The 22,174-nt window shown below is 72.1% G+C and carries 15 protein-coding genes; 3 read left to right on the forward strand and 12 right to left on the reverse strand.

Translation table 11 applies throughout. The features are described from left to right. Positions 1 to 17 precede the first annotated feature (17 nt). A complete protein-coding gene (locus ACZ67T_RS05270; RefSeq protein WP_469981645.1) occupies positions 18 to 1,400 on the forward strand; it encodes an alpha-amylase in 1,383 nt (460 codons plus the stop codon). Between the two features lie 134 nt (positions 1,401 to 1,534). After that, entirely contained in the window at positions 1,535 to 6,859 is a 5,325-nt protein-coding gene (pulA, locus tag ACZ67T_RS05275; protein ID WP_469981646.1) for a pullulanase-type alpha-1,6-glucosidase, read from the forward strand. 65 nt (positions 6,860 to 6,924) lie between these two features. Here pulA and ACZ67T_RS05280 read toward each other — a convergent pair whose 3' ends face one another. From ACZ67T_RS05280 to ACZ67T_RS05315, 8 genes are all read right to left on the reverse strand, one after another. Continuing rightward, on the reverse strand, positions 6,925 to 7,443 hold the full coding sequence (locus tag ACZ67T_RS05280; protein WP_469981647.1) for a GNAT family N-acetyltransferase: 519 nt from the start codon (positions 7,441 to 7,443) through the stop codon (positions 6,925 to 6,927). 4 nt (positions 7,444 to 7,447) lie between these two features. Then, entirely contained in the window at positions 7,448 to 8,158 is a 711-nt protein-coding gene (locus ACZ67T_RS05285) for a TetR/AcrR family transcriptional regulator (RefSeq protein WP_469981648.1), read from the reverse strand. A 56-nt stretch (positions 8,159 to 8,214) separates the two neighbouring features. Then, positions 8,215 to 9,291: a PDR/VanB family oxidoreductase gene (locus tag ACZ67T_RS05290; protein WP_469981649.1), complete on the reverse strand. Its 1,077-nt coding sequence runs from the start codon at positions 9,289 to 9,291 to the stop codon at positions 8,215 to 8,217. 2 nt (positions 9,292 to 9,293) lie between these two features. After that, positions 9,294 to 10,211, reverse strand: a complete 918-nt coding sequence (locus ACZ67T_RS05295; protein ID WP_469981650.1) for a metal-dependent hydrolase — start codon at positions 10,209 to 10,211, stop codon at positions 9,294 to 9,296. A gap of 99 nt (positions 10,212 to 10,310) precedes the next feature. Then, positions 10,311 to 12,224: a hypothetical protein gene (locus ACZ67T_RS05300; protein ID WP_469981651.1), complete on the reverse strand. Its 1,914-nt coding sequence runs from the start codon at positions 12,222 to 12,224 to the stop codon at positions 10,311 to 10,313. 55 nt (positions 12,225 to 12,279) lie between these two features. After that, the gene (locus ACZ67T_RS05305; RefSeq protein WP_469981652.1) at positions 12,280 to 12,792 is read right to left on the reverse strand and encodes a tetratricopeptide repeat protein; all 513 of its coding nucleotides are present in this window, start codon (positions 12,790 to 12,792) and stop codon (positions 12,280 to 12,282) included. Between the two features lie 107 nt (positions 12,793 to 12,899). Then, on the reverse strand, positions 12,900 to 13,700 hold the full coding sequence (locus ACZ67T_RS05310) for a tyrosine-protein phosphatase (RefSeq protein ID WP_469981653.1): 801 nt from the start codon (positions 13,698 to 13,700) through the stop codon (positions 12,900 to 12,902). Positions 13,701 to 13,775: 75 nt separating this feature from the next. Continuing rightward, entirely contained in the window at positions 13,776 to 16,880 is a 3,105-nt protein-coding gene (locus ACZ67T_RS05315) for an alpha-N-acetylglucosaminidase (RefSeq protein WP_469981654.1), read from the reverse strand. A 114-nt stretch (positions 16,881 to 16,994) separates the two neighbouring features. On the opposite strand from ACZ67T_RS05315, the gene ACZ67T_RS05320 reads away from it, so the two are divergent. Further along, a complete protein-coding gene (locus tag ACZ67T_RS05320; RefSeq protein WP_469981655.1) occupies positions 16,995 to 17,438 on the forward strand; it encodes a hypothetical protein in 444 nt (147 codons plus the stop codon). A gap of 49 nt (positions 17,439 to 17,487) precedes the next feature. On the opposite strand, the gene ACZ67T_RS05325 is transcribed toward ACZ67T_RS05320, so the two are convergent. The 4 genes from ACZ67T_RS05325 to ACZ67T_RS05340 all read right to left on the reverse strand — a co-directional run bounded on the left by ACZ67T_RS05325 (position 17,488) and on the right by ACZ67T_RS05340 (position 22,105). After that, positions 17,488 to 18,993, reverse strand: a complete 1,506-nt coding sequence (locus tag ACZ67T_RS05325; protein WP_469981656.1) for a DUF1996 domain-containing protein — start codon at positions 18,991 to 18,993, stop codon at positions 17,488 to 17,490. 66 nt (positions 18,994 to 19,059) lie between these two features. Continuing rightward, positions 19,060 to 19,710: a response regulator transcription factor gene (locus ACZ67T_RS05330; protein ID WP_469981657.1), complete on the reverse strand. Its 651-nt coding sequence runs from the start codon at positions 19,708 to 19,710 to the stop codon at positions 19,060 to 19,062. Next, entirely contained in the window at positions 19,695 to 20,984 is a 1,290-nt protein-coding gene (locus tag ACZ67T_RS05335; protein ID WP_469981658.1) for a sensor histidine kinase, read from the reverse strand. Before ACZ67T_RS05335 ends, ACZ67T_RS05330 begins: the two co-directional genes overlap by 16 nt. Positions 20,985 to 21,106: 122 nt before the next feature. Then, positions 21,107 to 22,105, reverse strand: a complete 999-nt coding sequence (locus ACZ67T_RS05340; protein WP_469981659.1) for an NAD-dependent epimerase/dehydratase family protein — start codon at positions 22,103 to 22,105, stop codon at positions 21,107 to 21,109. Between the last annotated feature and the right edge of the window lie 69 nt (positions 22,106 to 22,174).

The raw sequence follows: 22,174 nt of genomic DNA on the forward strand, positions 1-22,174 counted from the left end.
GACGTGCAGGAGGAAACATGGCTATCAGATCGCGGGCGGCCGCTCTCGCCCTCGCGGCCGGCACCCTCATAGGAGCCGCCGGATCCGCCGGGACGGCCCAGGCGGCCCCGCCCGGCGCCAAGGACGTCACCGCCGTCCTCTTCGAGTGGCGGTTCGACTCGGTGGCGAAGGAGTGCACCGCCCGGCTCGGCCCCGCGGGCTACGGATACGTCCAGGTCTCGCCGCCCCAGGAGCACATCCAGGGCTCCCAGTGGTGGACCTCGTACCAGCCCGTCAGCTACAAGATCGCGGGCAGGCTCGGGGACCGTACGGCCTTCAAGAACATGGTCGACACCTGCCACGCGGCCGGCGTCAAGGTCGTCACGGACACCGTGATCAACCACATGGCGGCCGGATCGGGCACCGGCACCGGCGGCTCGGCGTACTCCAAGTACGACTACCCCGGCACCTACTCGGCCGCCGACATGGACAACTGCACCGCGCAGGTCAGCAACTACCAGGACCGGTTCAACGTCCAGGAATGCGAGCTCGTCGGCCTCGCCGACCTCGACACCGGTGAGGAGTACGTGCGCGGCCGCATCGCCGCGTACATGAACGACCTCCTCTCGCTCGGCGTCGACGGGTTCCGGATCGACGCCGCCAAGCACATCGCCGCCGCCGACCTCGCCGACATCAAGTCGCGGCTCAGCAACCCGAACGCCTACTGGAAGCAGGAGGCGATCTACGGAGCCGGCGAGGCGGTCTCGCCCAGCGAGTACCTCGGCACCGGCGACGTCCAGGAGTTCCGCTACGCCCGCGACCTCAAGCGCGTCTTCCAGAACGAGAACCTCGCCTACCTCAAGAACTACGGCGAGGGCTGGGGCTACATGGCCTCCGGGCAGTCCGCCGTCTTCGTCGACAACCACGACACCGAGCGCGGCGGCGACACCCTCAACTACAAGGACGGCGCCGACTACACCCTGGCGAACGTCTTCATGCTGGCCTGGCCCTACGGATCGCCGGACATCAACTCCGGCTACGAATGGACCGACAAGGACGCCGGACCGCCCAACGGCGGCACGGTGAACGCCTGCTGGCAGGACGGCTGGAAGTGCCAGCACGCCTGGCCCGAGATCCAGTCCATGGTCGCCTTCCGCAACGTCACCCGCGGCCAGTCCGTCACCGACTGGTGGGACGACGGCGCCGACGCGATCGCCTTCGGCCGCGGTGGCAGGGGCTACGTCGCGATCAACCACGAGTCCTCCGCGCTCACCCGCACCTACCAGACGTCGCTCGCCGCGGGCACGTATTGCGACGTGCAGAGCAACAAGACGGTGAGCGTGAACAGTTCGGGCCAGTTCACGGCGACGCTCGGGTCGAACACGGCCCTCGCCCTGTACGCCGGCAAGTCCGGCTGCTGACCCGGATCCCGGCCCCGCCCCTTTTTCGATCACCCCCCGTTCCGGCTGCCCGGCGCGTCCTCCCCGCTCGCGCCGGGCGGCCCTGTCCGCGCACCCCCGTGTCCCGCCCGTTGCCCTCCCGCCGAGGAGTTCCCGTGATACGCCCCGCCCTGCCGCGAAGAACAGCGGCCGTCCTCGCCGTCGCCCTGTGCGCGGCCCTGGCCCCGGCCCTGCCCCTGGCGGCGGCCGCCGAGAAGCCGCCCGCGCCCCCGTCCGACGCCCGGCTCGCCGCCGCGCCCGCGCGGCACGACCTCACGCGCGAGCAGTTCTACTTCGTCATGCCGGACCGCTTCGCGAACGGCGACACCTCCAACGACCGCGGCGGGCTGACCGGTTCACGCTCGGCCACCGGCTACGACCCCACGGACAAGGGCTTCTACCAGGGCGGCGACCTCAAGGGCCTGACCGAGCGGCTCGACTACATCAAGGGCCTCGGCACCACCGCCATCTGGCTCGCCCCGATCTTCAAGAACCGGCCCGTCCAGGGCGAGGGCAAGGACGCCTCAGCCGGCTACCACGGCTACTGGATCACCGACTTCACGCAGGTCGACCCGCACTTCGGCACCAACGCGGACCTCACGAAGCTGATCGCCCGCGCGCACGCCAAGGGCATGAAGGTCTTCTTCGACGTCATCACCAACCACACCGCCGACACCGTCGACTACGCCGAGAAGGAGTACGGCTACCGCCCCAAGGGCGCCTACCCCTACCTCGACACCCAGGGACGCCCCTTCGACGACCGGGACGGCGTGCGCAAGGTCGACGCCGACTCGTTCCCGTACACCCCGAAGAACACCGGGCAGAAGGTGCCCGCGTGGCTCAACGACCCGGCGATGTACCACAACCGGGGCGACTCCACCTTCGCCGGGGAGAGCGCCGAGTACGGCGACTTCGGCGGGCTCGACGACCTGTGGACCGAGCGGCCCGAGGTCGTCTCCGGCATGGAGAAGATCTACGAGCGGTGGGTGCGGGACTTCGACATCGACGGGTTCCGCATCGACACCGTCAAACACGTCGACCTGGACTTCTGGACCCAGTGGGCCACCGCCCTCGACGCGTACGCGAAGAAGCACGGCAGGCCCGACTTCTTCATGTTCGGCGAGGTGTACTCCGCCGACACCGACGTCACCTCCCCGTACGTCACCCGAGGCCGCCTCGACGCCACCCTCGACTTCCCCTTCCAGGACGCGGCCCGCGCCTACGCCTCCCAGGGCGCCTCCGCCGACCGGCTCGCCAAGGTCTTCGCCGACGACTACAAGTACGCCTCCGACAAGGCGAACGCGTACGAGCAGGTCACGTTCCTCGGCAACCACGACATGGGCCGCATCGGCTCCTTCCTCGAGGCCGACGACGCGAAGGCGTCCGACGCCGAACTCGTGCGCCGCGACAAGCTCGCCAACGCCGTGATGTTCCTGTCGCGCGGCAACCCCGTCGTCTACTACGGCGACGAGCAGGGCTTCACCGGCTCCGGCGGCGACAAGGACGCCCGGCAGACCATGTTCGCCTCCAAGGTCGACGACTACCTCGACGACGACGAACTGGGCACCGACCGCACCCACGCGGAGGACTCCTACGACACGAGCGCACCGCTCTACAAGGAGATCGCCGCACTCGGAAAGCTCCGCAAGGACAACCCGGCCCTGGCCGACGGCGTCCAGACCGAGCGCTACGCCAAGGGCTCCGTGTACGCCTTCTCGCGCACGGACGCGAAGACCGGCACCGAGTACGTCGTGGCGCTCAACAACGCCGCCGAGGCCGAGGACGCCACCTTCACGACGGGCTCGGCCGGCACCCGCTTCGAGGGCATCTACGGCACCGACAAGCCCGTGACCAGCGGCTCCGGCAAGGACATCACCGTCACCGTGCCGGCCGGGTCCGCCGTCGTCTACCGGGCCGCCAAGCCGCTGCCCGCCCCCGCCGCCAAGCCCTCGGTCACCCTCCACGCCCCCGCCGCCGGGGCCACCGGCACCGTGACCCTCCAGGCCGACACCGACGGCGGACAACTCAACCGCGTCGTCTTCGCCGCCCAGACAGGCAACGGCGCCTGGCACACCCTCGGCTCCGTCGACCACGCGCCGTACCGGATCACCCAGCACATCCCCGCGACCGTGGCCGCCGGAACGCCCCTGCGGTACAAAGCAGTTGTGGCCGACCGCGCCGGGCGCACCGCCAGTGACCTCACCGCGACGACGGCGGGGAAGGCGCCCGCGCCCGCGAAGCCCAGCGCCGTCGACCGCGCCTACGCCGTCGTCCACTACAGGCGGACCGACGGCGACTACGACGGCTGGCAGCTCAAGTCGCCTGCCGGAACAGGGGACTTCACAGGGCGTGACGCATACGGCGCCTTCGCCTGGGTGAAGCTCGCCGACGATGCCGGCTCCGGCAGCCTCACCTACACCGTCGAGAGGAACGGCACCGCCGACGGGCCGCAACGCACCGTCGACCTCGGCGAGACCGGCGAGGTCTGGGTCGAGCAGGGCAAGGACGGCCAGGCTGCGACCGCCCCCGACGGCACCTACCCGCCGCAGGACAAGACCAAGGCCGTCCTGCACTACCAGCGCGCCGACGGCGACTACGACGGCTGGGGGCTGCACACCTGGACCGGTGCCAAGAACCCCACCGACTGGTCCAAGCCGCTCGCGCCGGTGAAGAAGGACGCGTACGGCGTCACCTTCGAGGTGCCGCTCGCCGACGGCGCGACGTCACTGAGCTACATCCTCCACAAGGGCGACGAGAAGGACCTGCCCACCGACCAGTCCCTCGACATCGCCGCCAACGGCAACGAGGTGTGGCTGCTCGCCGGACAGCCCCGCCCCGTCCTGCCGCAGACCGGAGGAGCGCCCGACCTCGACCTCGCGAAGTCCGAGGCGCAGTGGATCGACCGCGACACGGTCGCCCTGCCGTCGGACGGTGCGGCGGCCCTGTCCGCCCAGCTCGTCTACGCCCGGGACGGCGGCATCACCGTCAAGGACGGAGCGCTCAGCAGCGAAGGGCGGTGGCTGCGCCTGAACAAGGCCGCGGGCGGGCTCACCGACGCCCAGCTCGCCCGCTTCCCGCAGCTGAAGAAGTACGACGCCTACACCGTCGACCCCCGCGACCGCGACCGGATCGGCGACGCCCTGAAGAGCCAGCTGATCCTCACCCGGCGCATCGCCAACGGCGCACTCGTCACGGCAACGGGCGTACAGACAGCGGGAGTGCTGGACGACCTGTACGCGCAGAAGGCCGGCAAGGCGGCACTCGGACCCGTCTTCACCAAGGACGCAGTCACGCTGTCCGTCTGGGCGCCCACCGCGCAGTCGGTGGCCCTCGACCTCGACGGGCGCTCCGTCGCCATGCGCCGTGACGACGCGACCGGCGTCTGGTCCGTGCGGGGCCCGCGTTCCTGGCAGGGAAAGCAGTACCGCTACGCCGTGAAGGTGTGGGCGCCCAGCGTCCGGAAGGTCGTCACGAACGAGGTCACCGACCCGTACTCCACCGCCCTCACCGCCGACTCGGAACGCAGCCTCGTCGTCGACCTCGACGCGAAGGACCTCGCCCCGTCCGGCTGGTCGGCGCTGAAGAAGCCGAAGGCCGTGCCGCTGCGCGACGCGCAGATCCAGGAACTCCACATCCGCGACTTCTCCGTCGAGGACCGCACCGCGAAACACCCCGGCACCTACCTCGCCTTCACCGACAAGGACAGCAAGGGCAGCGAGCACCTGCGCGAACTGGCGAAGGCCGGCACCTCGTACGTGCATCTCCTGCCCGCGTTCGACATCGCCACGATCCCCGAGAAGAAGTCCGAACAGACCGTCCCCGACTGCGACCTGGGCTCCTTCGGTGCCGCCTCGGAGCGGCAGCAGGAGTGCGTCGCCAAGAGCGCCGCCAAGGACGCCTACAACTGGGGCTACGACCCGTACCACTACACCGTCCCCGAAGGCTCCTACGCCAGTGACCCGGACGGCACCGCACGCACCGTCGAGTTCCGCCAGATGGTCGAGTCCCTGAACACGGACGGGCTGCGGGTCGTCATGGACGTCGTCTACAACCACACCGCCGCGAGCGGCCAGGCGAAGACATCGGTGCTCGACCGCATCGTGCCCGGCTACTACCAGCGCCTGCTGGCGGACGGCTCCGTCGCCACCTCCACGTGCTGCGCGAACACCGCCCCGGAGAACGCGATGATGGGCAAGCTCGTCGTCGACTCGATCGTCACCTGGGCCAAGGAGTACAAGGTCGACGGCTTCCGCTTCGACCTGATGGGACACCACCCCAAGGCCAACATCCTCGCCGTCAGGAAGGCCCTCGACGCGCTCACCGTCGAGAAGGACGGCGTCGACGGCAAGAAGATCATCCTCTACGGGGAGGGCTGGAACTTCGGCGAGGTCGCCGACGACGCCCGCTTCGTGCAGGCCACGCAGAAGAACATGGCGGGCACCGGCATCGCCACCTTCTCCGACCGCGCCCGTGACGCCGTGCGCGGCGGCAGCCCCTTCGACGCCGACCCCGGCGTCCAGGGCTTCGCCTCCGGCCTGTACACCGACCCCAACTCCTCGAAGGCGAACGGCACCGAGGCCGAGCAGAAGGCCCGCCTCCTGCACTACCAGGACCTGATCAAGGTCGGCCTGACGGGGAACCTCGCCGCCTACACCTTCACCGCCCACGACGGCCGCACGGTCAAGGGCGCGGACGTCGACTACAACGGCGCACCCGCCGGATACGCAGACGCCCCGGGCGACGCACTCGCTTACGCCGACGCCCACGACAACGAGTCCCTCTACGACGCGCTCACCTACAAACTGCCCGCCTCCACCGCCCCCGCGGACCGCTCGCGCATGCAGGTCCTCGCCCTCGCGACGGCCGCGCTCTCCCAGGGCCCCGCGCTCTCCCAGGCCGGCACCGACCTGCTGCGGTCCAAGTCCCTCGACCGCAACTCCTTCGACAGCGGCGACTGGTTCAACGCCATCCACTGGGACTGCCGCGACGGCAACGGCTTCGGGCGCGGACTGCCCCCGGCCGCCGACAACAAGGACAAGTGGCCCTACGCCACCCCCTTGCTGACCTCGGTGCCCGCCGCGAAGTGCGCGGACATCGAAGGGACGTCGGCGGCGTACCGGGACCTGCTGAAGATCCGCACCACGGAGCCGGCGTTCGGCCTGGCCACGGCCGGGCAGGTGCAGGAGAAGCTGTCCTTCCCGCTCTCCGGCAAGGACGAGACGCCCGGGGTGATCACCATGAGCCTCGGTGACCTCGTCGTCGTCTTCAACGCCACGCCGCGCACGCAGGAGCAGCGCGTGGGCGCGGTGGCGGGCACCTCGTACCGGCTGCATCCGGTGCAGGCGGCGGGCGCCGACTCCACGGTGAAGTCGGCCGCGTACGACGCCGGTTCGGGAACGTTCACGGTCCCGGCGCGCACGGTGGCGGTGTTCACGCGCTGACCGGAAGGAAAGCCGGACGCCCGGCACGGCAGGGGTCACCGCTCCTGTCGTGCCGGGCGTTCGCGTCAGGCGACCCGCTTCTCCATGAGCGTCACCGCGTACTTGCTGCCGCCCGCTCCCGGCTTGAACGGCTGCTCGCCCACCACCGCGTAGCCCGCGCGCTCGTAGTAGGCCCGCAGCCGGGGGTTCGTCGACACACAGTCCAGGCGGCACAGGTCACGGCCCGCGGCGGCGACCCGCTCCTCGGCGTGCGCGAGCAGCGCGCGGCCCGTACCGGCCGGAGCGCCGCGCCGCACCATGAGGCGGTGCACATAGCCGGCCTCGGGCGGCCGGGCACCCCACGCGGGCTCGTCGTCCCACCACAGCTCGTACGCGCCGACCGCTTCGGAAAGCGCGTCGCCGGCGAACCAGACCTCGCCCTCCTTGATCCGGAGGCGGAAGTGGTCCTCGGTCTTCTCACCGGGCCGCCACTGGTCGATGCCCTGCTCCACCATCCAGCGCGCCGCCCCGTCGTACAGGGCGACGAGCGCGGCGAGGTCGTCGGGTCCGTCGGCTGCCCTGCGGAACGTGAGTCGCGGCGTCATGGAGTCAGGATCCCGAAGGGGCGGGAACGGGCGCGAGCACGACGAGACGGGCGATGAGGTCGCCGAACGTCCCGTCGGCGGGCTCGTCCGCCAGGATGTGGCGCAGCAGGCCCGCCATCTCCTCGTCGTACGCGGCGCTCACCGCGGCGAGCGCCGCGAAGTCGTGCACGAGCTGCGCCTCCAGTTCACGGCGCGGGATGCGCCGCCCGTCCAGCCAGATGAGCGCCGTGGACTCGGCGAGCGAGATCCACGAGCGCACCACCAGCTCGAGGCGGGGCGGCGGGTCGGTGATGCCGAGGTGCGTCAGGATCTGGACGTACGCTGCCTGCCGGACCGAGTCGATGAGCGCGTTCGTCGTCGACGAGCCGACGGCGGGGCCGCCCCGCATCAGCGCCGAGAAGCCGGGCCCGTGCTCGTCCACGAAGTCGAAGAACCGGCCCATGACCCGGATGAGCCGGGCCCCGAGCGGACCTTCCTGCGGCTCCACGAAGCGCTGCCCGAGATCGTCAGCCGCGCGCCTCAACGCCGCCTCGTACAGACTGAGTTTGCCCGGGAAGTAGTGGTAGACCAGCGGCCGGGAAATGCCCGCGGCCGCGGCTATCTCGTCGATGGAGACGTCGTCGGGGGAGCGGTGGCTGAACAGTTCGAGTGCGACCCCGATCAACTGCTGCCGGCGCTCCTCGACTCCCATCCTGCGGCGCACCCCGGTTGTCATACGAACACCCTACCGAGCAATTCCGGACCCGTGCGGAGCCGGTCCGCGCGAGCCGGTCACAGGTCGAGCACGAGCCGCTCCCCGCGCGCCCGGGAGACACAGATCAGCATCGAGCCGTCACGCTCCGAGTCCGTGAGCAGCTCGTCCCTGTGGTCGATCTCGCCCCCCAGGACCCGCTGTTGGCACGTCCCGCAGAACCCCTGCTCGCAGGAGTACGGCACACTCGGCACCTCGGCGCGCACCGCCGCGAGCACCGAAGTGCCCGCCGGTACGGGGACGGTGCGGCCGGAGCGCCGCAGTTCGACCTCGAACGGCCCGTTGCCGTCGGCCGACGTGTGCGGCGCGAACCGTTCCAGATGCAGCTCGCAGTGGCCGGGAAGCGCCGCGGCCACGGCCTCCATCAGCCCCTGCGGCCCGCAGCAGTAGACCGCGGTGTCCGGTGCCGACCGTGCGAGCAGGCCCGCCAGATCGGGGCGCCCCTCCTCGTCCTCGGCGACGACGCGCACCCTGCCCCGCTCGCCGCCGAGCTTCTCCGCCTCCTCCAGGAACGGCATCGACGCGCGCGTGCGGCCCGCGTACAACAGCCGCCAGTCCGCGCCCCGGGCTTCGAGGGCCCGCAGCATCGGCAGGACCGGCGTGATGCCGATGCCGCCCGCGACGAACACGTACGACGGGGCGCCGGCGGTGAGGGGGAAGCGGTTGCGCGGGCCGCGCACCTCGACCTCCGACCCCTCCCGCAGCTGCTCGTGCACCTCGCGCGAGCCGCCCCTGCCGTCCTCGATGAGCCGCGTCGCCACGGTGTACGACGAAGTGTCCTCGGGGTCACCGCACAGCGAGTACTGCCGGACCAGCCCCGACGGCAGGACGAGGTCGAGATGCGCGCCCGGCTCCCAGGCGGGCAGGTCCTGCCCCTCGAGGCGCAGTTGGACGACACCGTCGGCGACCGACTCGTGCCGCGTGACGAGGAGCCGCAGGGCACGCGCGCGCGGACGGCCCGAGACCGGCTCGTCGAGCGCGGGCATCGGCCACAGCGGGGACGCCTGGATGCGGCGGCGCAGGGCGCGGCGCGCGAGCAGGGCGGAGCCGGTGACGAGCAGAACGGTACGCAGCCGTGGGGTGCGGAGGCGGGGCATGGTCAGACGGCTCCGTTCGAGGTCCGGGCCTGCGCCGCCGTCGCGGCGGGGGAGGTGGCCAGATAGGCGACCGCCTGCGCGGTGCTGCCCTCCTGGGAGGGGTGGTACGAGCGGCTGAGATAGCGCGGGACGGACTTCACCATGGCGCCCGTGGACGGCAGGACGCCCCGCTTCCCGCCCTGGTGGAACGCCTTGAACGACGCCTTGCCGTCGAGCACCGTCGGGTCGTTCTCCATGAAGAAGCGCGCCCCGCGCTGCCACAGGAACATCAGCGCCGAGAACGCGAGCGCCCAGGTCCGCACCCGGCGCCGGTAGCTGCCGTCGACGTGCTCGAACAGCTCGAAGGCGACCGAGCGGTGCTCGACCTCCTCCGCGCCGTGCCAGCGCAGCAGGTCCAGCATCGTGGGGTCCGCGCCCTTGCGGTCCAGCTCGTCCGCGTTGAGCACCCAGTCGCCGAGGAACGCCGTGTAGTGCTCGATCGCGGCGATGAGCGCGACCCGCTCCATCAGCCACCACTCGCGCGCCCGCCCCGGCGGCAGCGTCCGGTCACCGAGCAGCTTCTCGAAGAACCAGTCCACCTGCGCGGTGTACGGGGTCGGGTCGAGCCCCTGCTCCTTGAGGTGCGGCAGCACCTCGTCGTGGGCCTGGGAGTGCATGGCCTCCTGGCCGATGAACCCGATCACGTCCTCGCGGAGCCGGTCGTCGCGGATGTACGGCAGGACCTGCTTGTAGACGTGCACGAACCAGCGCTCTCCGGCGGGCAGCAGGAGATGCAGCACGTTGATCGTGTGCGTGGTGAACGGGTCGTCCGGGATCCAGTGCAGCGGGGTCCTGTCCCAGGAGAAGGAGACCCTGCGTGCCTTGAGCGCGACGCGCTCGTCAGCGACGGGCCGCGGAGCCCGGCTCTGCGTATTAGACATGGCGTCAATGTACTGACGGGTAGGGAGCGGGTACACCCCTCGTGCGCCGTTTTCTTTACGGAAGTGTCAGCAAGGGGTGTCCGCCGGGGCGCCGTGGGTTCAGCGCAGAGCGCCCACCTCGCGGCCCGTCGCCGTGTGGCCCGTCAGCTCCGTCCTGGCCCCCTGCCGGGTGGGAGCGGCGAGGACGTTGTCCGCGGCCCGGGCGCCGCCCGACGCAGCGATCGACGTGACCTGCTTGCTCGCGGCGGCCACCACGTACCAGGTGCCGCCCCGCGACTTCCACAGCACGCCCGCGAGGACCAGCGGGTCCCGGCTGCCGCAGGCCGGGGTCCCCTCCGACTTCGCGGCGACCGCCGCCGTCGTCCCGCCGGGCGCCGTGAACAGGGCCAGCGTCCGCGCTCCGCCGCCCCGCCAGGTGTCGGCCCGCGCACACGCCCAGTCCGCCGTGCCGCTGCCCTCGGGGAGCTGCTGGCGCGCGTACGCCCAGGAGTTGACGGTGCGCACGCCGTGCGAGCGCACGGAGGCGAGGGAGCACGCCGAGTGCCGCCAGTCGGCCGCGACCGCCTCGTGCGGTGCGCCGGGACGGCCCGCCGTGAGATGCGCGGGCACGAGCTCGCCGAGGTCGGTGGAGAGACGGGTGCCCGCGTCGTCCCGCAGGGCGAGCACGTTCCACGACGTGCAGTCGCGGGCGAGCGCGGGGCTGGCGAACGGGGCCGTCACGCCGTCGGGGCCGCGGCCGAGCGCCATCGGTGCCGCCGACGGACGCAGCAGGTTCCGCACGGTGGCGCTGCGCACCCAGGGCGCGGTCAGATAGCGGACGTTGCCGTCGGCCCGGTCCACGACCAGGGCGCCGGCCTCCGGGCCCGTGGCGCCGTCCGCCCGCGCGAAGTCGAGCGCGGCGCCGCTCGTGCCGTCCCCCGGCTCCGCGTACCGCACGATACGAAGACCGTCGTAGAACAGCACGATCCGCGCCTGGTCGACCTCGCCCGCGTACAGCAGCTGCGGGGGTCCGGGCGGGGCGCCGGCCTGGGTGCCCGGTGTCGCGGAGACCTGGACGGTGCCGCCGGGCCGCGCCCAGACCGCGAGGGCGCGCCGCAGCAGCGGCCGGTCGCCGGTCAGGGAGCCGCGCGCGGGCCACACCGAGAAGTCCGTACGGGCCGATGTCTGCCACGCCGTGGCCGGGACCCTCGTCAACTTGCCGGGATCCAGGGCGGCCAGGCCCGCCGGGTTCTGCGCGTACGAGGGCGCCGCGGCCCCCTCGGGGCCCCAGCCGCCGCCCGGCAGGCCGAGCAGGGCCCCGCACACCAGCGTCGCCGCGGCTGCCGCGATCGCGGCCTTCACATGCTGCCTGCGCCGCATCAGATCGGGCGGCCTGGCCTGGAGCGAGCACGGGTCGAACTCCGTCGACTCCAGGAGCGTGAGCGCGTCCTTCCCTGCCGGCAGGGTCACGCCGTCCGCCTCGGCGAGCGCCGCGTCCGGGTCCTCGGCGCCGGCCGCGCCCAGCATGTTCCGTACGGCGCTGTCGTCGAGCCGTTCGAGGCCGCGCAGGACGAAAGCGGCGCGGCCAGGGCCGCTGAGCGCGGACAGCGCCTGGTCCAGGGCCAGTTCATCGGCACCGCCCGAGCGCGGGAAGAGCCGCAGGCCCCACACCTGGGGAAGCAGCGGAGGCAGTTGGGAGCGCCGGGGCCAGGCCCTGCGCCGCAGCGGGCGGCCGGCGTCGAGCGCGGTGCGCAGGACCCGGAGCCGTACGAAGCCGTAGCCCGGATCACCGTTGCGCCCTTCGGCGGTGCGGGGCGCCGGGACGGCCGCGGCGTCGGCCGAGGTGCGGGCCCGCGGCAGGGCGCGCTGGGTCAGGGAGTGCGCCGTGAGCACCCGGCGGTTGCGGCCGAGGCTCGGCGGGAGCACCAGATAGGCGAGCCGGACGAGCCGCGGGTAGTGCTCGACGAGAGCGGCCTCGGCCTGCTCCACGTCGACGACCGGACCGGGACGGGGGACGACATCCTGTGACTGCACCTTCGACTGCACGTTCAGCTGAACGAGCGAATCGTCGGATGGTCACTTCACGGTGTCACCCCGGTTCCGGCTCCGGTTCGACCAGCAGGCGGGCGTAATTCGCCATCGACCTCTGGTACCGGGGCAGATGGGGCGCCAGCGCGCCGATCACGAGCGACAGGCCCTCGCGGTCGCGGCCCAGGCTGGACAGGCACAGCGCCAGCGTGGCGCGCACGGCGTCGTCCAACTCGTCGGAGGGCGCGTCGAGTTCGGGCGTGAGAAGGGCCACACCTTCCTCGGGCCGGCCGATGTTGCGCAGGGAGCTGGAGAGCTGGATCTTCGCGCGGCGGCCCCGGTAACCGGACAGGCCGAGCTTCAGGGCCTCCTGGTACAGCGGCACGGCCCGGTCCGAGTGGCCCGTGGAGTCGAAGGCGCAGGCGCGCTCGAAGGGGGCGACCGGGCTGTCGTCCGGCAGTTCGGCGACGAGGTCGTCGACGGCGGCGCGGAAGTCGCCCGCGGTGGACTCGTCGTAGCCGTCGATGCCCGCCCACACCGCGGCCAGGCGTGCTTCCCAGTCTTCGCTGCTCATCGGGTCACCTTGGCACGGATGTGCCCACGTGGCACAGGGGTTCCGCCGAGACCCCGCACCTGCGAGCTTCCGCGTCCCCCGCACCCCCGACCCCTCGCACCCCCGTGTCACCCGGCCGTCAGTCGCTGCCGGATCCGCTCCACCGCCTCGTCCGGCACCTCGAGCCCCTCGCGCACGTACGTCTCGAAGTCCCCGAACTGCACTGCCACCTCGTCCTGCGCGGCGTGCAGGTACGACGCCCGTACGCCGATCAGCGCGAGCGCGATCTCCGGGTCGCCGCCCTGCGCGGTGAACCCCTCGACGAGCGGCGCGAAGGCCTCCCGTACCGCCGAGTTGACCGACAGGTACTCCGTCTCCAGGGCCTCCTGGTCCGCGCCGAGGAGCGTCAGGACGACCGTCGCGGCCCAGCCGGTGCGGTCCTTGCCCGCGGTGCAGTGGAAGAGCAGCGGGCCCGCGTCGGGGTCGGCCAGTTCGGTCAGGAGCGTGCGGCAGGCGGCCCGCGCGGACTTCGTGGAGACGAGGGCGCGGTAGGTGTCGGCGAAGAGCGACTCGGCGCGCCCGCCGCCGAGCTTCTCGTCGGCGAGCGCCGGGTCGGACAGGACATGCTTGAGCTGCGCGGCGGCCGGTGCGGCCCCGGTCTGGGCGATCTTGTCGGCGAGCGCGTCCGCGACCAGGACATGGACGCCGTCGGGGACGTGGTCGGGGTAGGAGGCGCGCTCGGCATTGGTGCGGAAGTCGACGATCGTGCGGATGCCGAGCGCGGCGAACGCCGGATCGGTTGCGGGGTCGAGCCGGTCGAGCTGCCCGGACCGCAGGGCGAGGCCCGGGCGTACGGCGCGTCCGCCGGGCAGCGGGATCCCGCCGAGGTCACGGAGGTTGGCGACGGTGGTGGAGGGGATCGCGGGCATGGGCGGGACTCCCGAGGTCGCAGCCGTGACCGGATTCACGGCTTTTGTCCCGCCCATTGTGGCCCAGGCCCGCCGCTACCCGAGCCGCCAGCCCTCGAACTCCACGGTGCCGCGCGCCCCGCCGCCCCCGTTCGTCGCCGTCATGAACAGCCCCACGTCCTGCGCCGTCGCCGCCCCCGGCACCGTCACGGTCGCGACGGTCCGCCAGGTCGCCCCGTCGTCCGTCGAGCACTCACCCGTGTACGAGCCGCCGGACCGGGTCAGCCTCAGCGTCACCGGCGCCTTGATCCCGGTGATGCGCCGGTACGTGTCGAGCGTGCCGTCCCCGTTCGTGTCGTACGACAGCACGACCCCGTTGGACGGCGTCCCGGAGAGGTTCAGGAAGCCCGGGGAGCCGGGCGTCGCCAGGGAGTTGCGGACGATGAGGCCGGCCCGCGCCCACGGGCCGGTGGTGGTCTGCGCGGTCACTGTGACCTCGGCCGACGACCCGTCCGTGAAGGCGCCCTCGCGGTACGCCGAGCCGAACTCCGTGGTTCCCTTCCACAGGTCGGCGCCCGCCCCGTCGATCGCGTACCGGTCACCCAACTGCCCGAAGACGGCGGCATTGGTGGTGACGGTCCGCCAGGCGCCGTCGAGCGGCCCGGCCTCGAAGAGCGTCCCCGCGTGGACCGACGTCACCCGGCCCTCACCCTGCGGCCCGTACCGCACGGTGAGCTCGTACGGCAGCGGGCGCAGCGGCCGGTCCAGGGGCGTGCCGGGAGCGCTCGCCTGCCAGCGGACCGTGCCCGTGCCGGCGGGCGCGACGCTCGCCAGGGACGTGGAGCCCTCGGGCGCGGCATCGATGCCGGACAGCGTGAAGTCCACGCGCCCGGTCGCCCGCAGCCCGTTGACGTTGCGGAAGGCGGCCTGCACGCGCGCGTGCCCGCCGGGCGGGAACACGGTCGGCTGCGCGGTGACGGTCAGAGAGCCCTGGTAGGGAGCCCGCGCCAGCACGTCACGCACGCGCGCGGCCGTCCTGTACGCGTCCCCGACGGGCCGCAGCGGATAGTCCTTGCGCTCCGCGGTCCACGGCTCCTCGAACGCGAACCAGTCGACGGCCGCGGGCGCCGACCCCGTGGCCAGCGCGTCCTCCAGCGCGTCCAGCCACTTCTGCCAGCGCGGCACGTAGAAGTCGGACATCAGGCCGTGCCACTCGCGGTTGGCGTACTCGTGCAGGCTGCCCGGGTCGGACGTGGCGCGGTCGCCCCACACCGTGATGAGCACCTTCGCCGTGCGCTCGAACTCGGCGCGCTCGCCGTCGTTCGTCGCGAGCCGCCGGGCGTCGTCGATCCACGGCCCGAGCAGGAACGCCGGATGCGTCCCCGTCACGTCGTCGGACAGCCGCATCAGCTTCAGCCACAGCGTCGCCAGGCTCCGGAAGACGTCCCGGTCCTTCCTCGCGTACGCGGCCCGCAGCTGCGGCAGGAGCTGACGCGAGCGGTGAGCGAGCGCCTGCCGCGCCACGTCCACCAGGTCGTACTTGTACGCGGCGGAGCTCCGCCGCCCGCCGGCCACACCGAGCAGCCCGCTCAGGGCCGCGTCGAAGCGGCCCGGGTCGTAGGCCAGGGCGCGGGGCGCGTACTCGGCGGCCCGGTTCGCGGCCAGGTCGGGACGGGCACAGAACAGCGAGTCGTGCGCGTCGCTGCGCTCCACCGCCGTGTGCTGGTACGCGGTGTCGTGCAGGGCGCGCCAGGCGGCTCGCGCGTCCGCGTCCCGGCCTCCGTAACGGAAATCGGCGTACCCGGAGAACCAGGCCGCCCGGTCGACCTTGCCCTCGGTCCAGGCGAGTTCGGAGAACAGCTCGAAGGCGGCCGGGTCGCGGTCGGTGCCTTCCGGCATGAAGGCCGTGCCGGCGAGCGCGCTGCCCGGCTTGTCGCGCCACGCGAAGAACTTCTCGTTCCAGATGTGCGCGCGGGCGCCGATGGTGGTCCGCCCGCCGAAGTTCGGGATCGTGCCGAAGGCGTAGGGCGTGCCGCCCCAGTCCTTCTCCCGGTCGGTGACGGCCGTGAAGCGGTCGGAGACACCGTCGACGATCAGCATGCGCTTCTTGTCGATCGCGTCGACGAGCGCGGGCAGCGGGTTGGCCTCCCAGCCGAGAATCACCCACGTGGCTCCCGGGTGCGCCTTCTGCAGGGCCTTCTCGACGCCGCGCGCCGCGTCCGGCACGGGCACGTCACCGGCTGTGCCGCCCTCGTGCAGCAGGTCCATCTTGAAGTGCCCGGCCGCGCCGAACAGGTCCCGCTGATGTCCGTAGAAGGACCCGGCGACGTCGGCGAAGGACCGGGTGCGCGGGTCGAGCCAGTCGGGCCGGTCGAAGCCGTGCCAGGTGCCCTGCGCAACGACGTGCGCGTCGCCGCCGTTGCGCTCCACGAAACCGTGGGGGACGTGCCCGTAGTAGCCGGGGAACACGGGCGACATGCCGAGCTCGCGCAGCCTGTCCGTGATCCTGCGGCCCAGTTCGACGCGCTTCGCGATGAGTTCGGGCGAGAGCGGCCCGCCGTACCCCGACAGGTTCTGCAGGAGCCACCACGGCTGGTGCGTGGGCGCCGGCAGCCAGGCGCGCGACTCCGCGTCGCTGTACCCGAAGTCCTTCAGGACGCGCTCGTACACGGCCTCCGTGCCCGCGATGACGAGGACCTCGTTGCACCCGTGCAGCGCCAGGACGTCGATCATCCGCTCCCAGTACGACCAGTCCGCGTACGGCGCGGTGTAGCCGTCGTTCGTGTCGTTGAGGGCGAACCGGTGGGGGAGCGCGGTGGCTCTCTCCAGCGGGCGCGGGGGCGCCGGCAGGGTCTTCGGCAGGTCGAGCTGGCTGCCGTTCCACGCGATGTGCGCCCCGCAGACGTACTTGAGATACCAGTGAACTCCCGTGAGCAGCACGGCCGGTGTCGTGCCGGCCACCTCGATGCTCCCCCGCGTGCCCGTCACCCGGAACCGGTCGCGGCCGCCCTGTGGGGAGAGGAGCCTGAGACGGAACTGGTCCGCGTGACCCGGGAGCAGTCTGTTGAGTGCGGAGCGTACGGGAGCCGTATCGAAGGCAGGGCCCCCGGCGGCGTGAGCCGTGACGGGGAACCCCGCGGCGGCTCCCAGGCCGATGGCGCCGGCGGTGCCGAGGACGGAACGTCGCGACGGTGCGGTCATAGGTGTGCCCCCTGCGTCGGATGGTGCGGCGCACGGTAACCCTGTGACCCCCCTTGCTCAACGCTGTGTACGGAGCCGGCGCATTCGTGTCGCCGCACGGGACGGAAGGAAACGATGGGAATGACGCGACGCATGCGGCGCATATGGGTGACCGGGGCGGTGGTCTCGCTGGCGGTCCTGACCGGCTGCGGATCGAGCGCCGACGACGTGCCGAAGACCGCGACCGGCAGCCTGGAACAGCTCGCCGCCAAGGCGGAGTGCAGGCCCGACATCCAGACGGACGCCGACGAGCTGCGCCAGGCCACCTGCGGCGACGGCCCGGACCGCTACATCCTCGCGACCTTCGCCACCGACCGCGGCCAGGCCGAGTGGCTCGACCAGGCCGACGACTACGGCGGCACGTATCTGATCGGCCGCCGCTGGATCGCCGTGGGCGCCGACAAGGCGGTCACAGCGCTGCGCGGCCGGCTCGGCGGGACCGTGGAGAAGTCCTCCTCGCACCACTCGGGGAGTAGCGGTGGCGGGGGTCACGAGGAGGACGGGCACTCCGGGCACTGACGGTCACCGCGCGAGCCGACCGCGCAGCAGTCGACGGGGGGTCAGGCCGTCAGGTACAGCGCTGACCCCGGTTGATGCAGTTCGCGACGCGCTTCATCAGGCCCTCGTCGAAGACGTTGATGAAGTCGCCGTGGTCGGTCACGGGCTTGTGCAGCTGCTCGGGGAACGAGTCGACGGCGAAGCCGGGGCCGGGAGGGACGTCGTACACGATGCGCTGCTGCAGCTGCGGGATCGCCTGGAAGCCCTGCGGGCAGGCGCCGCCGGCAGGGTCGGCGAAGGCCACGTGCGTACGGTGGTTGGCGCTGTCGGTGTTGCGCCCGTCCCAGCAGCTCTGGAACTTGAACGACCGCACGACCTTGCTGCCCTCGGGGCAGATCGGGTATTTGTCCTTGAGCTGGCGGTCCTCGAAGCCGGTGCAGCTCCAGGACGCGTTCGCGTTCGCGTCGCCGTTGGTGAAGGCCTTGGCGTCACCGGTGATGATGCGCAGGAACCGCGGCATGGCGACGACCTTGCCGGCCGGATTTCCCACGAACTTCAGCGTGACCGAGGCAGGTGTCTGGATCTCGCCGACATTCTGGTCCTTGCCGCCGCCGTCGGCCTGCGCGTCGTTCTCGGCCTTTCCGTTCTGGAGGCGCAGAACAGGCCAGTAATAGGTCGACTTGTCGCCCTGATTGCGGCAGCTCGTGTCGCCATTCGCAAGATCGTCGTCACTGGCGAAAGCGTCGTTCGCCTGATTTCCCACGTAGTCGTGCATATGGTGCGCGCCATTGCTCACACCGGGCGCCACGATGACGTTGTCGGGATTGAACTTGCCGTTCTCGTTCCGCCCGCATTTCGTGGTGAACGTGCCACGGGAGGCGGCCCGCTGGTTGCGCGGCGCCTTGACGTTGGGCTGGACGGAGTTGATGTCGACGAAGTCGGAGGCGTCGGGGCCGTTGCCGTTCTGCTGACCGCCGCCCTGCCCGGCGTCCTGTCCGCCACCCGGCTGACCGCCGTCCCCTTGCTGACCGCCGTCTGCCTGGCCGCCGTCCGCGGGGGCGGACGGAGCGGCGGAGCCGGCCGGGGGGCTGCCGTCGGTGCCGGCCGACCTGGCCGTGCAGGCCGCGAGGTCCTTCATGCCCTCGGGGGCCGTGCCGCCGGCCCGGTTGATCTCCAGGCCGATCCGGTCGATGAGGGTCGAACGCCGCTCCTTCAACGGCTGCAGAATGCTGTTCTGTACGAACTCCGGATCCCGCGCCGCCGCGTCCCGCGAGGCCGCGAGGCGCTGATACGACTCGGTGATCTGGCTGTCCATCGTGGCCAGTTCGCCGTCGACCTCCGACCGCGCGGCGTCCGGTACGTCGGACAGCCCGTTGCCCACGTCGGGGCAGTCGATGGTGGCGACCTGCTGCTGTTGCTGCTGCGCGCCGTCGCCGCGCTGCGCCGGGTTCTCCTCGTGGGCGGACGCGTAGACGTTCACCGCGACCAGCCCTCCTCCACCCAGGAGCAGTGCGGCCGACGCGACCGTCATGCGCGTCGCGAGTGACGAGCGCCGTTTTCGTGATGTGCGTCCCATGGAGCTACGTACGCAACGCACGGGCCCCTTGTTCAAATAGAGCACCGGTGATTTCCCGTCGGAATCTCAACGGCCCTGATCCAGATAGGCGATGACGGCGAGAACCCGCCGGTTGTCGTCGTCCGACACCGGAAGTCCCAGCTTCAGAAAGATATTGGAGGTGTGTTTCGCGATCGCCCTTTCCGTGACGACGAGTTGGCCCGCGATGGCCGCATTCGACCGGCCCTGCGCCATGAGTTCCAGAACCTCCGTTTCGCGCGGTGTCAGACCGCCGAGCGGCGCGTCGGCGGCCCGCCGCGAGAGGAGTTGCTGGATCACCTGCGGGTCCATCGCGGTCCCGCCCGCGGCGACCCGGCGTACCGCGTCGATGAACTGGTCCGCGTCGAACACCCGGTCCTTCAGCAGATAGCCGATCCCGCCGTTCCCGTCCGCGAGCAGCTCGCGCGCGTACAGCTGCTCCACGTGCTGCGACAGGACGAGGACCGGCAGCCCCGGCCGTGCCCGCCGCGCGGCCAGCGCACACTGCAGCCCTTCGTCCGTGTGCGAGGGCGGCAGCCGTACGTCGACGATCGCCACGTCCGGCGCCGACTCGGCCAGTGCCTTGGTCAGTTCGGGCCCGCTCTCGACGGCCGCGGCGACCTCGAAGTCGTACGCCTCCAGCATCCGCACCAGGCCGTCGCGGAGCAGGAAGAGATCTTCGGCTAGGACAACGCGCAAGGAAGCTCCATCGTCACCATGGTCGGACCGCCCGCGGGGGAGCTGACGGCGAGGACGCCGTCGAATGTACCGAGCCGGCGCTCGATCCCGCTCAGCCCCGACCCCGCCCCGATCCTCGCCCCGCCCTTGCCGTTGTCGGTGACGGCGATCCGCAGCAGACCTGTCGCCCCGGTGTGGTGCACGTCGACCCGGACGCGGTCGGCCCTCGAGTGCTTGACGGCGTTCGTGAGGACCTCGCTGACGGCGAAGTACGCCGCCGACTCGACGGGCGCCTCGGCGCGGCCCGGCAGGTCCACGTCGACATCGGTGGCGACCGGCAGCCGCAGCGCGAGTGCCTTCACCGCGTCGCCGAGGCCGCGCTCGGCGAGGACCGGCGGATGGATGCCGCGGACCAGGTCGCGCAGCTCGGTGAGGGCGTCGGCGGAGGATCTGCGCGCCTGTGCGAGCAGTTCCTTGGCCTTCTGCGGGTTCTTCTCGATCAGCGCCTCGATCGTGCCGAGGTCCATGCCCATGGCGACGAGGCGGGCCTGCGCGCCGTCGTGCAGGTCGCGCTCGATGCGGCGCAGCTCCGCGGCCGAGGTGTCGACCGCGTCGCGCCGCGTCTGCGTCAACACCTCGACGCGGGCGGCCAGTTCGCCCTCGTCCGGGGCGAGGACGGCTCGCGTCAGCCGGAAGTGGGCGCGCAGCAGCACAGGGGTCGTGAAGTATCCGGCCACGAGAAGTGCGTTGGCGAGGCCGGCGGCCTGGAACGCGGAGCCCTGACCGCTGACGGGCACGAACCCGTACCACCAGCCGACGTACGTGCCGTCCGTGAAGACTCGCCACAGGCCGGCCGCGAGGGCGTATCCCTCCAGCGGATAGAAGAGGAGCGCGGCCGGCAGGAGCGCGGTCACGAACCCGGCCGTCATGTCGACGAACAGCCACAGCAGGTCCCGCCATGTCGCCGGGTCGCCGAGCATCAGCCGGCAGCGCTCCGCCTGCCCGACGAGCCCGGTCCGGACATCGGCGGGGAAGGGCCGGTACAGCGCCGGGACCCGGATCCCGTACCACTCGGCGGCGAGGACGCGCCGCCGGTTCGCCCAGGACCTGACCAGGGAGAGCACGGCAGGAGTGGTGAGCACGCCGACACCCAGGACGACGAACACGATCGACAGGACGGACAGGACGAAGAGGGTGAGCGACCCGGTGAACCCCGCAACCGCCAGGACGAGGCCACGCGCCCCCGCCACCAGGGCGCGGCGCGCCCGCCTGCCGAACGCACTCGACGCGCTCATCCCGCTCTCCGTCCACCGCCCGACCCGTACGCCCCCAGTCTCCCCGGACGGGGCCTTACGGGGCATGGGGCCGGGCACCCGTCCGGGGGTGTACCTGGCACCACCTCCAGGGCCCCTGGGTGTCAGCCCGCCAGGACCTTCGCCTCCGTCGCCGGGTCGAGGCCGAGCACCGGCCGGTCCGGGCGCTGCGGGGCCTTCCCGCCGATGGACTCCAGCCAGGCCCAGGTGTCGGCGACGGTCTCCTCGACGGGCCGGCAGCGCAGCCCGGCCGCGACCGCCTTCGCCACGTCGGCGCTGTGCAGCGCGGCATGCAGGTCGCCGCCCGGCGGCACCCACACCGGCAGCTGCATCCACGGCTCGACACCCGCCGCGGTGATCACCTCGGGAGCGGTCCAGCGCAGGTCGGCATCGCTCCCGGTGGCCCGGACGCAGGCGTCGAGCAGCCCGCCCATGGTGGTGTGCCCGGAAGGGCTGATCACGGTGTACGGGCCGCTCAGTCCGGCCTGTGCCGCGTCGAGGACCCAGGTGGCGAGGTCGCGTACGTCGATGTACTGGAGCGGCAGTTCGCGGGGGCCGGGTGCGAGCACGGGGCCGCTCCGCGCGATCCGCCCCAGCCACCACGGGAGCCGGCCGATGTTCTCGTACGGGCCGAGGATCAGCCCGCACCGCACGAGCAGCGCGCGCCCGGCGCCGAACGCCTCGACCGCCGCGAGCTCACCGCCCCGCTTGTCCCGCGCGTAGTCCGTCCGCTCCGCGTCGGGCGAGGCACCGTCGACGACCGGGGCGTCCTCGGTGTAGCCGGGCGGGGGCGCCCACGCGTACACGGACGAGGTCGACACGTACACGTAGCGGCCCGCGCGCCCTGCGAGCAGCCGGGCGGAGTCGCGGACCACGCGGGGCGCCGCCCCCCAGGTGTCCACGACGACGTCCCACTCGCCCTCACTGTCCGCGAGCGCGGCGAGCCCGCCGCCCGCGGTGCGGTCCCCGTGCAGGGACCGCACCCCTTCGGGCGCCGCGTGCTGCCCGCGGTGGAAGACCGTCACGTCCCAGGACCGGGCGACCGCGGCCTCCACCACCGCGCGCCCCACGAACTCCGTACCGCCGAGTACCAGAAGTTTCATACCGGTGACTCTGCCCGCTCGGGGGGCGTCGGGGAATCCGTTTCTGCCCGCGGGAGAACTGTTCGGCCG

It is taken from the genome of Streptomyces sp. NPDC107517 (assembly GCF_055582645.1).

Excerpts from the sequence above, each read along its gene's own strand:
- ACZ67T_RS05285 (WP_469981648.1), bottom strand. The coding sequence starts at position 8,158 with ATGACAACCGGGGTGCGCCGCAGGATGGGAGTCGAGGAGCGCCGGCAG.
- ACZ67T_RS05290 (WP_469981649.1), bottom strand. The coding sequence starts at position 9,291 with ATGCCCCGCCTCCGCACCCCACGGCTGCGTACCGTTCTGCTCGTCACC.
- ACZ67T_RS05280 (WP_469981647.1), bottom strand. The coding sequence starts at position 7,443 with ATGACGCCGCGACTCACGTTCCGCAGGGCAGCCGACGGACCCGACGAC.
- ACZ67T_RS05305 (WP_469981652.1), bottom strand. The coding sequence starts at position 12,792 with ATGAGCAGCGAAGACTGGGAAGCACGCCTGGCCGCGGTGTGGGCGGGC.
- ACZ67T_RS05270 (WP_469981645.1), top strand. The coding sequence starts at position 18 with ATGGCTATCAGATCGCGGGCGGCCGCTCTCGCCCTCGCGGCCGGCACC.
- ACZ67T_RS05320 (WP_469981655.1), top strand. The coding sequence starts at position 16,995 with ATGGGAATGACGCGACGCATGCGGCGCATATGGGTGACCGGGGCGGTG.
- ACZ67T_RS05310 (WP_469981653.1), bottom strand. The coding sequence starts at position 13,700 with ATGCCCGCGATCCCCTCCACCACCGTCGCCAACCTCCGTGACCTCGGC.
- ACZ67T_RS05295 (WP_469981650.1), bottom strand. The coding sequence starts at position 10,211 with ATGTCTAATACGCAGAGCCGGGCTCCGCGGCCCGTCGCTGACGAGCGC.
- ACZ67T_RS05335 (WP_469981658.1), bottom strand. The coding sequence starts at position 20,984 with ATGAGCGCGTCGAGTGCGTTCGGCAGGCGGGCGCGCCGCGCCCTGGTG.
- ACZ67T_RS05315 (WP_469981654.1), bottom strand. The coding sequence starts at position 16,880 with ATGACCGCACCGTCGCGACGTTCCGTCCTCGGCACCGCCGGCGCCATC.
- ACZ67T_RS05325 (WP_469981656.1), bottom strand. The coding sequence starts at position 18,993 with ATGGGACGCACATCACGAAAACGGCGCTCGTCACTCGCGACGCGCATG.
- ACZ67T_RS05340 (WP_469981659.1), bottom strand. The coding sequence starts at position 22,105 with ATGAAACTTCTGGTACTCGGCGGTACGGAGTTCGTGGGGCGCGCGGTG.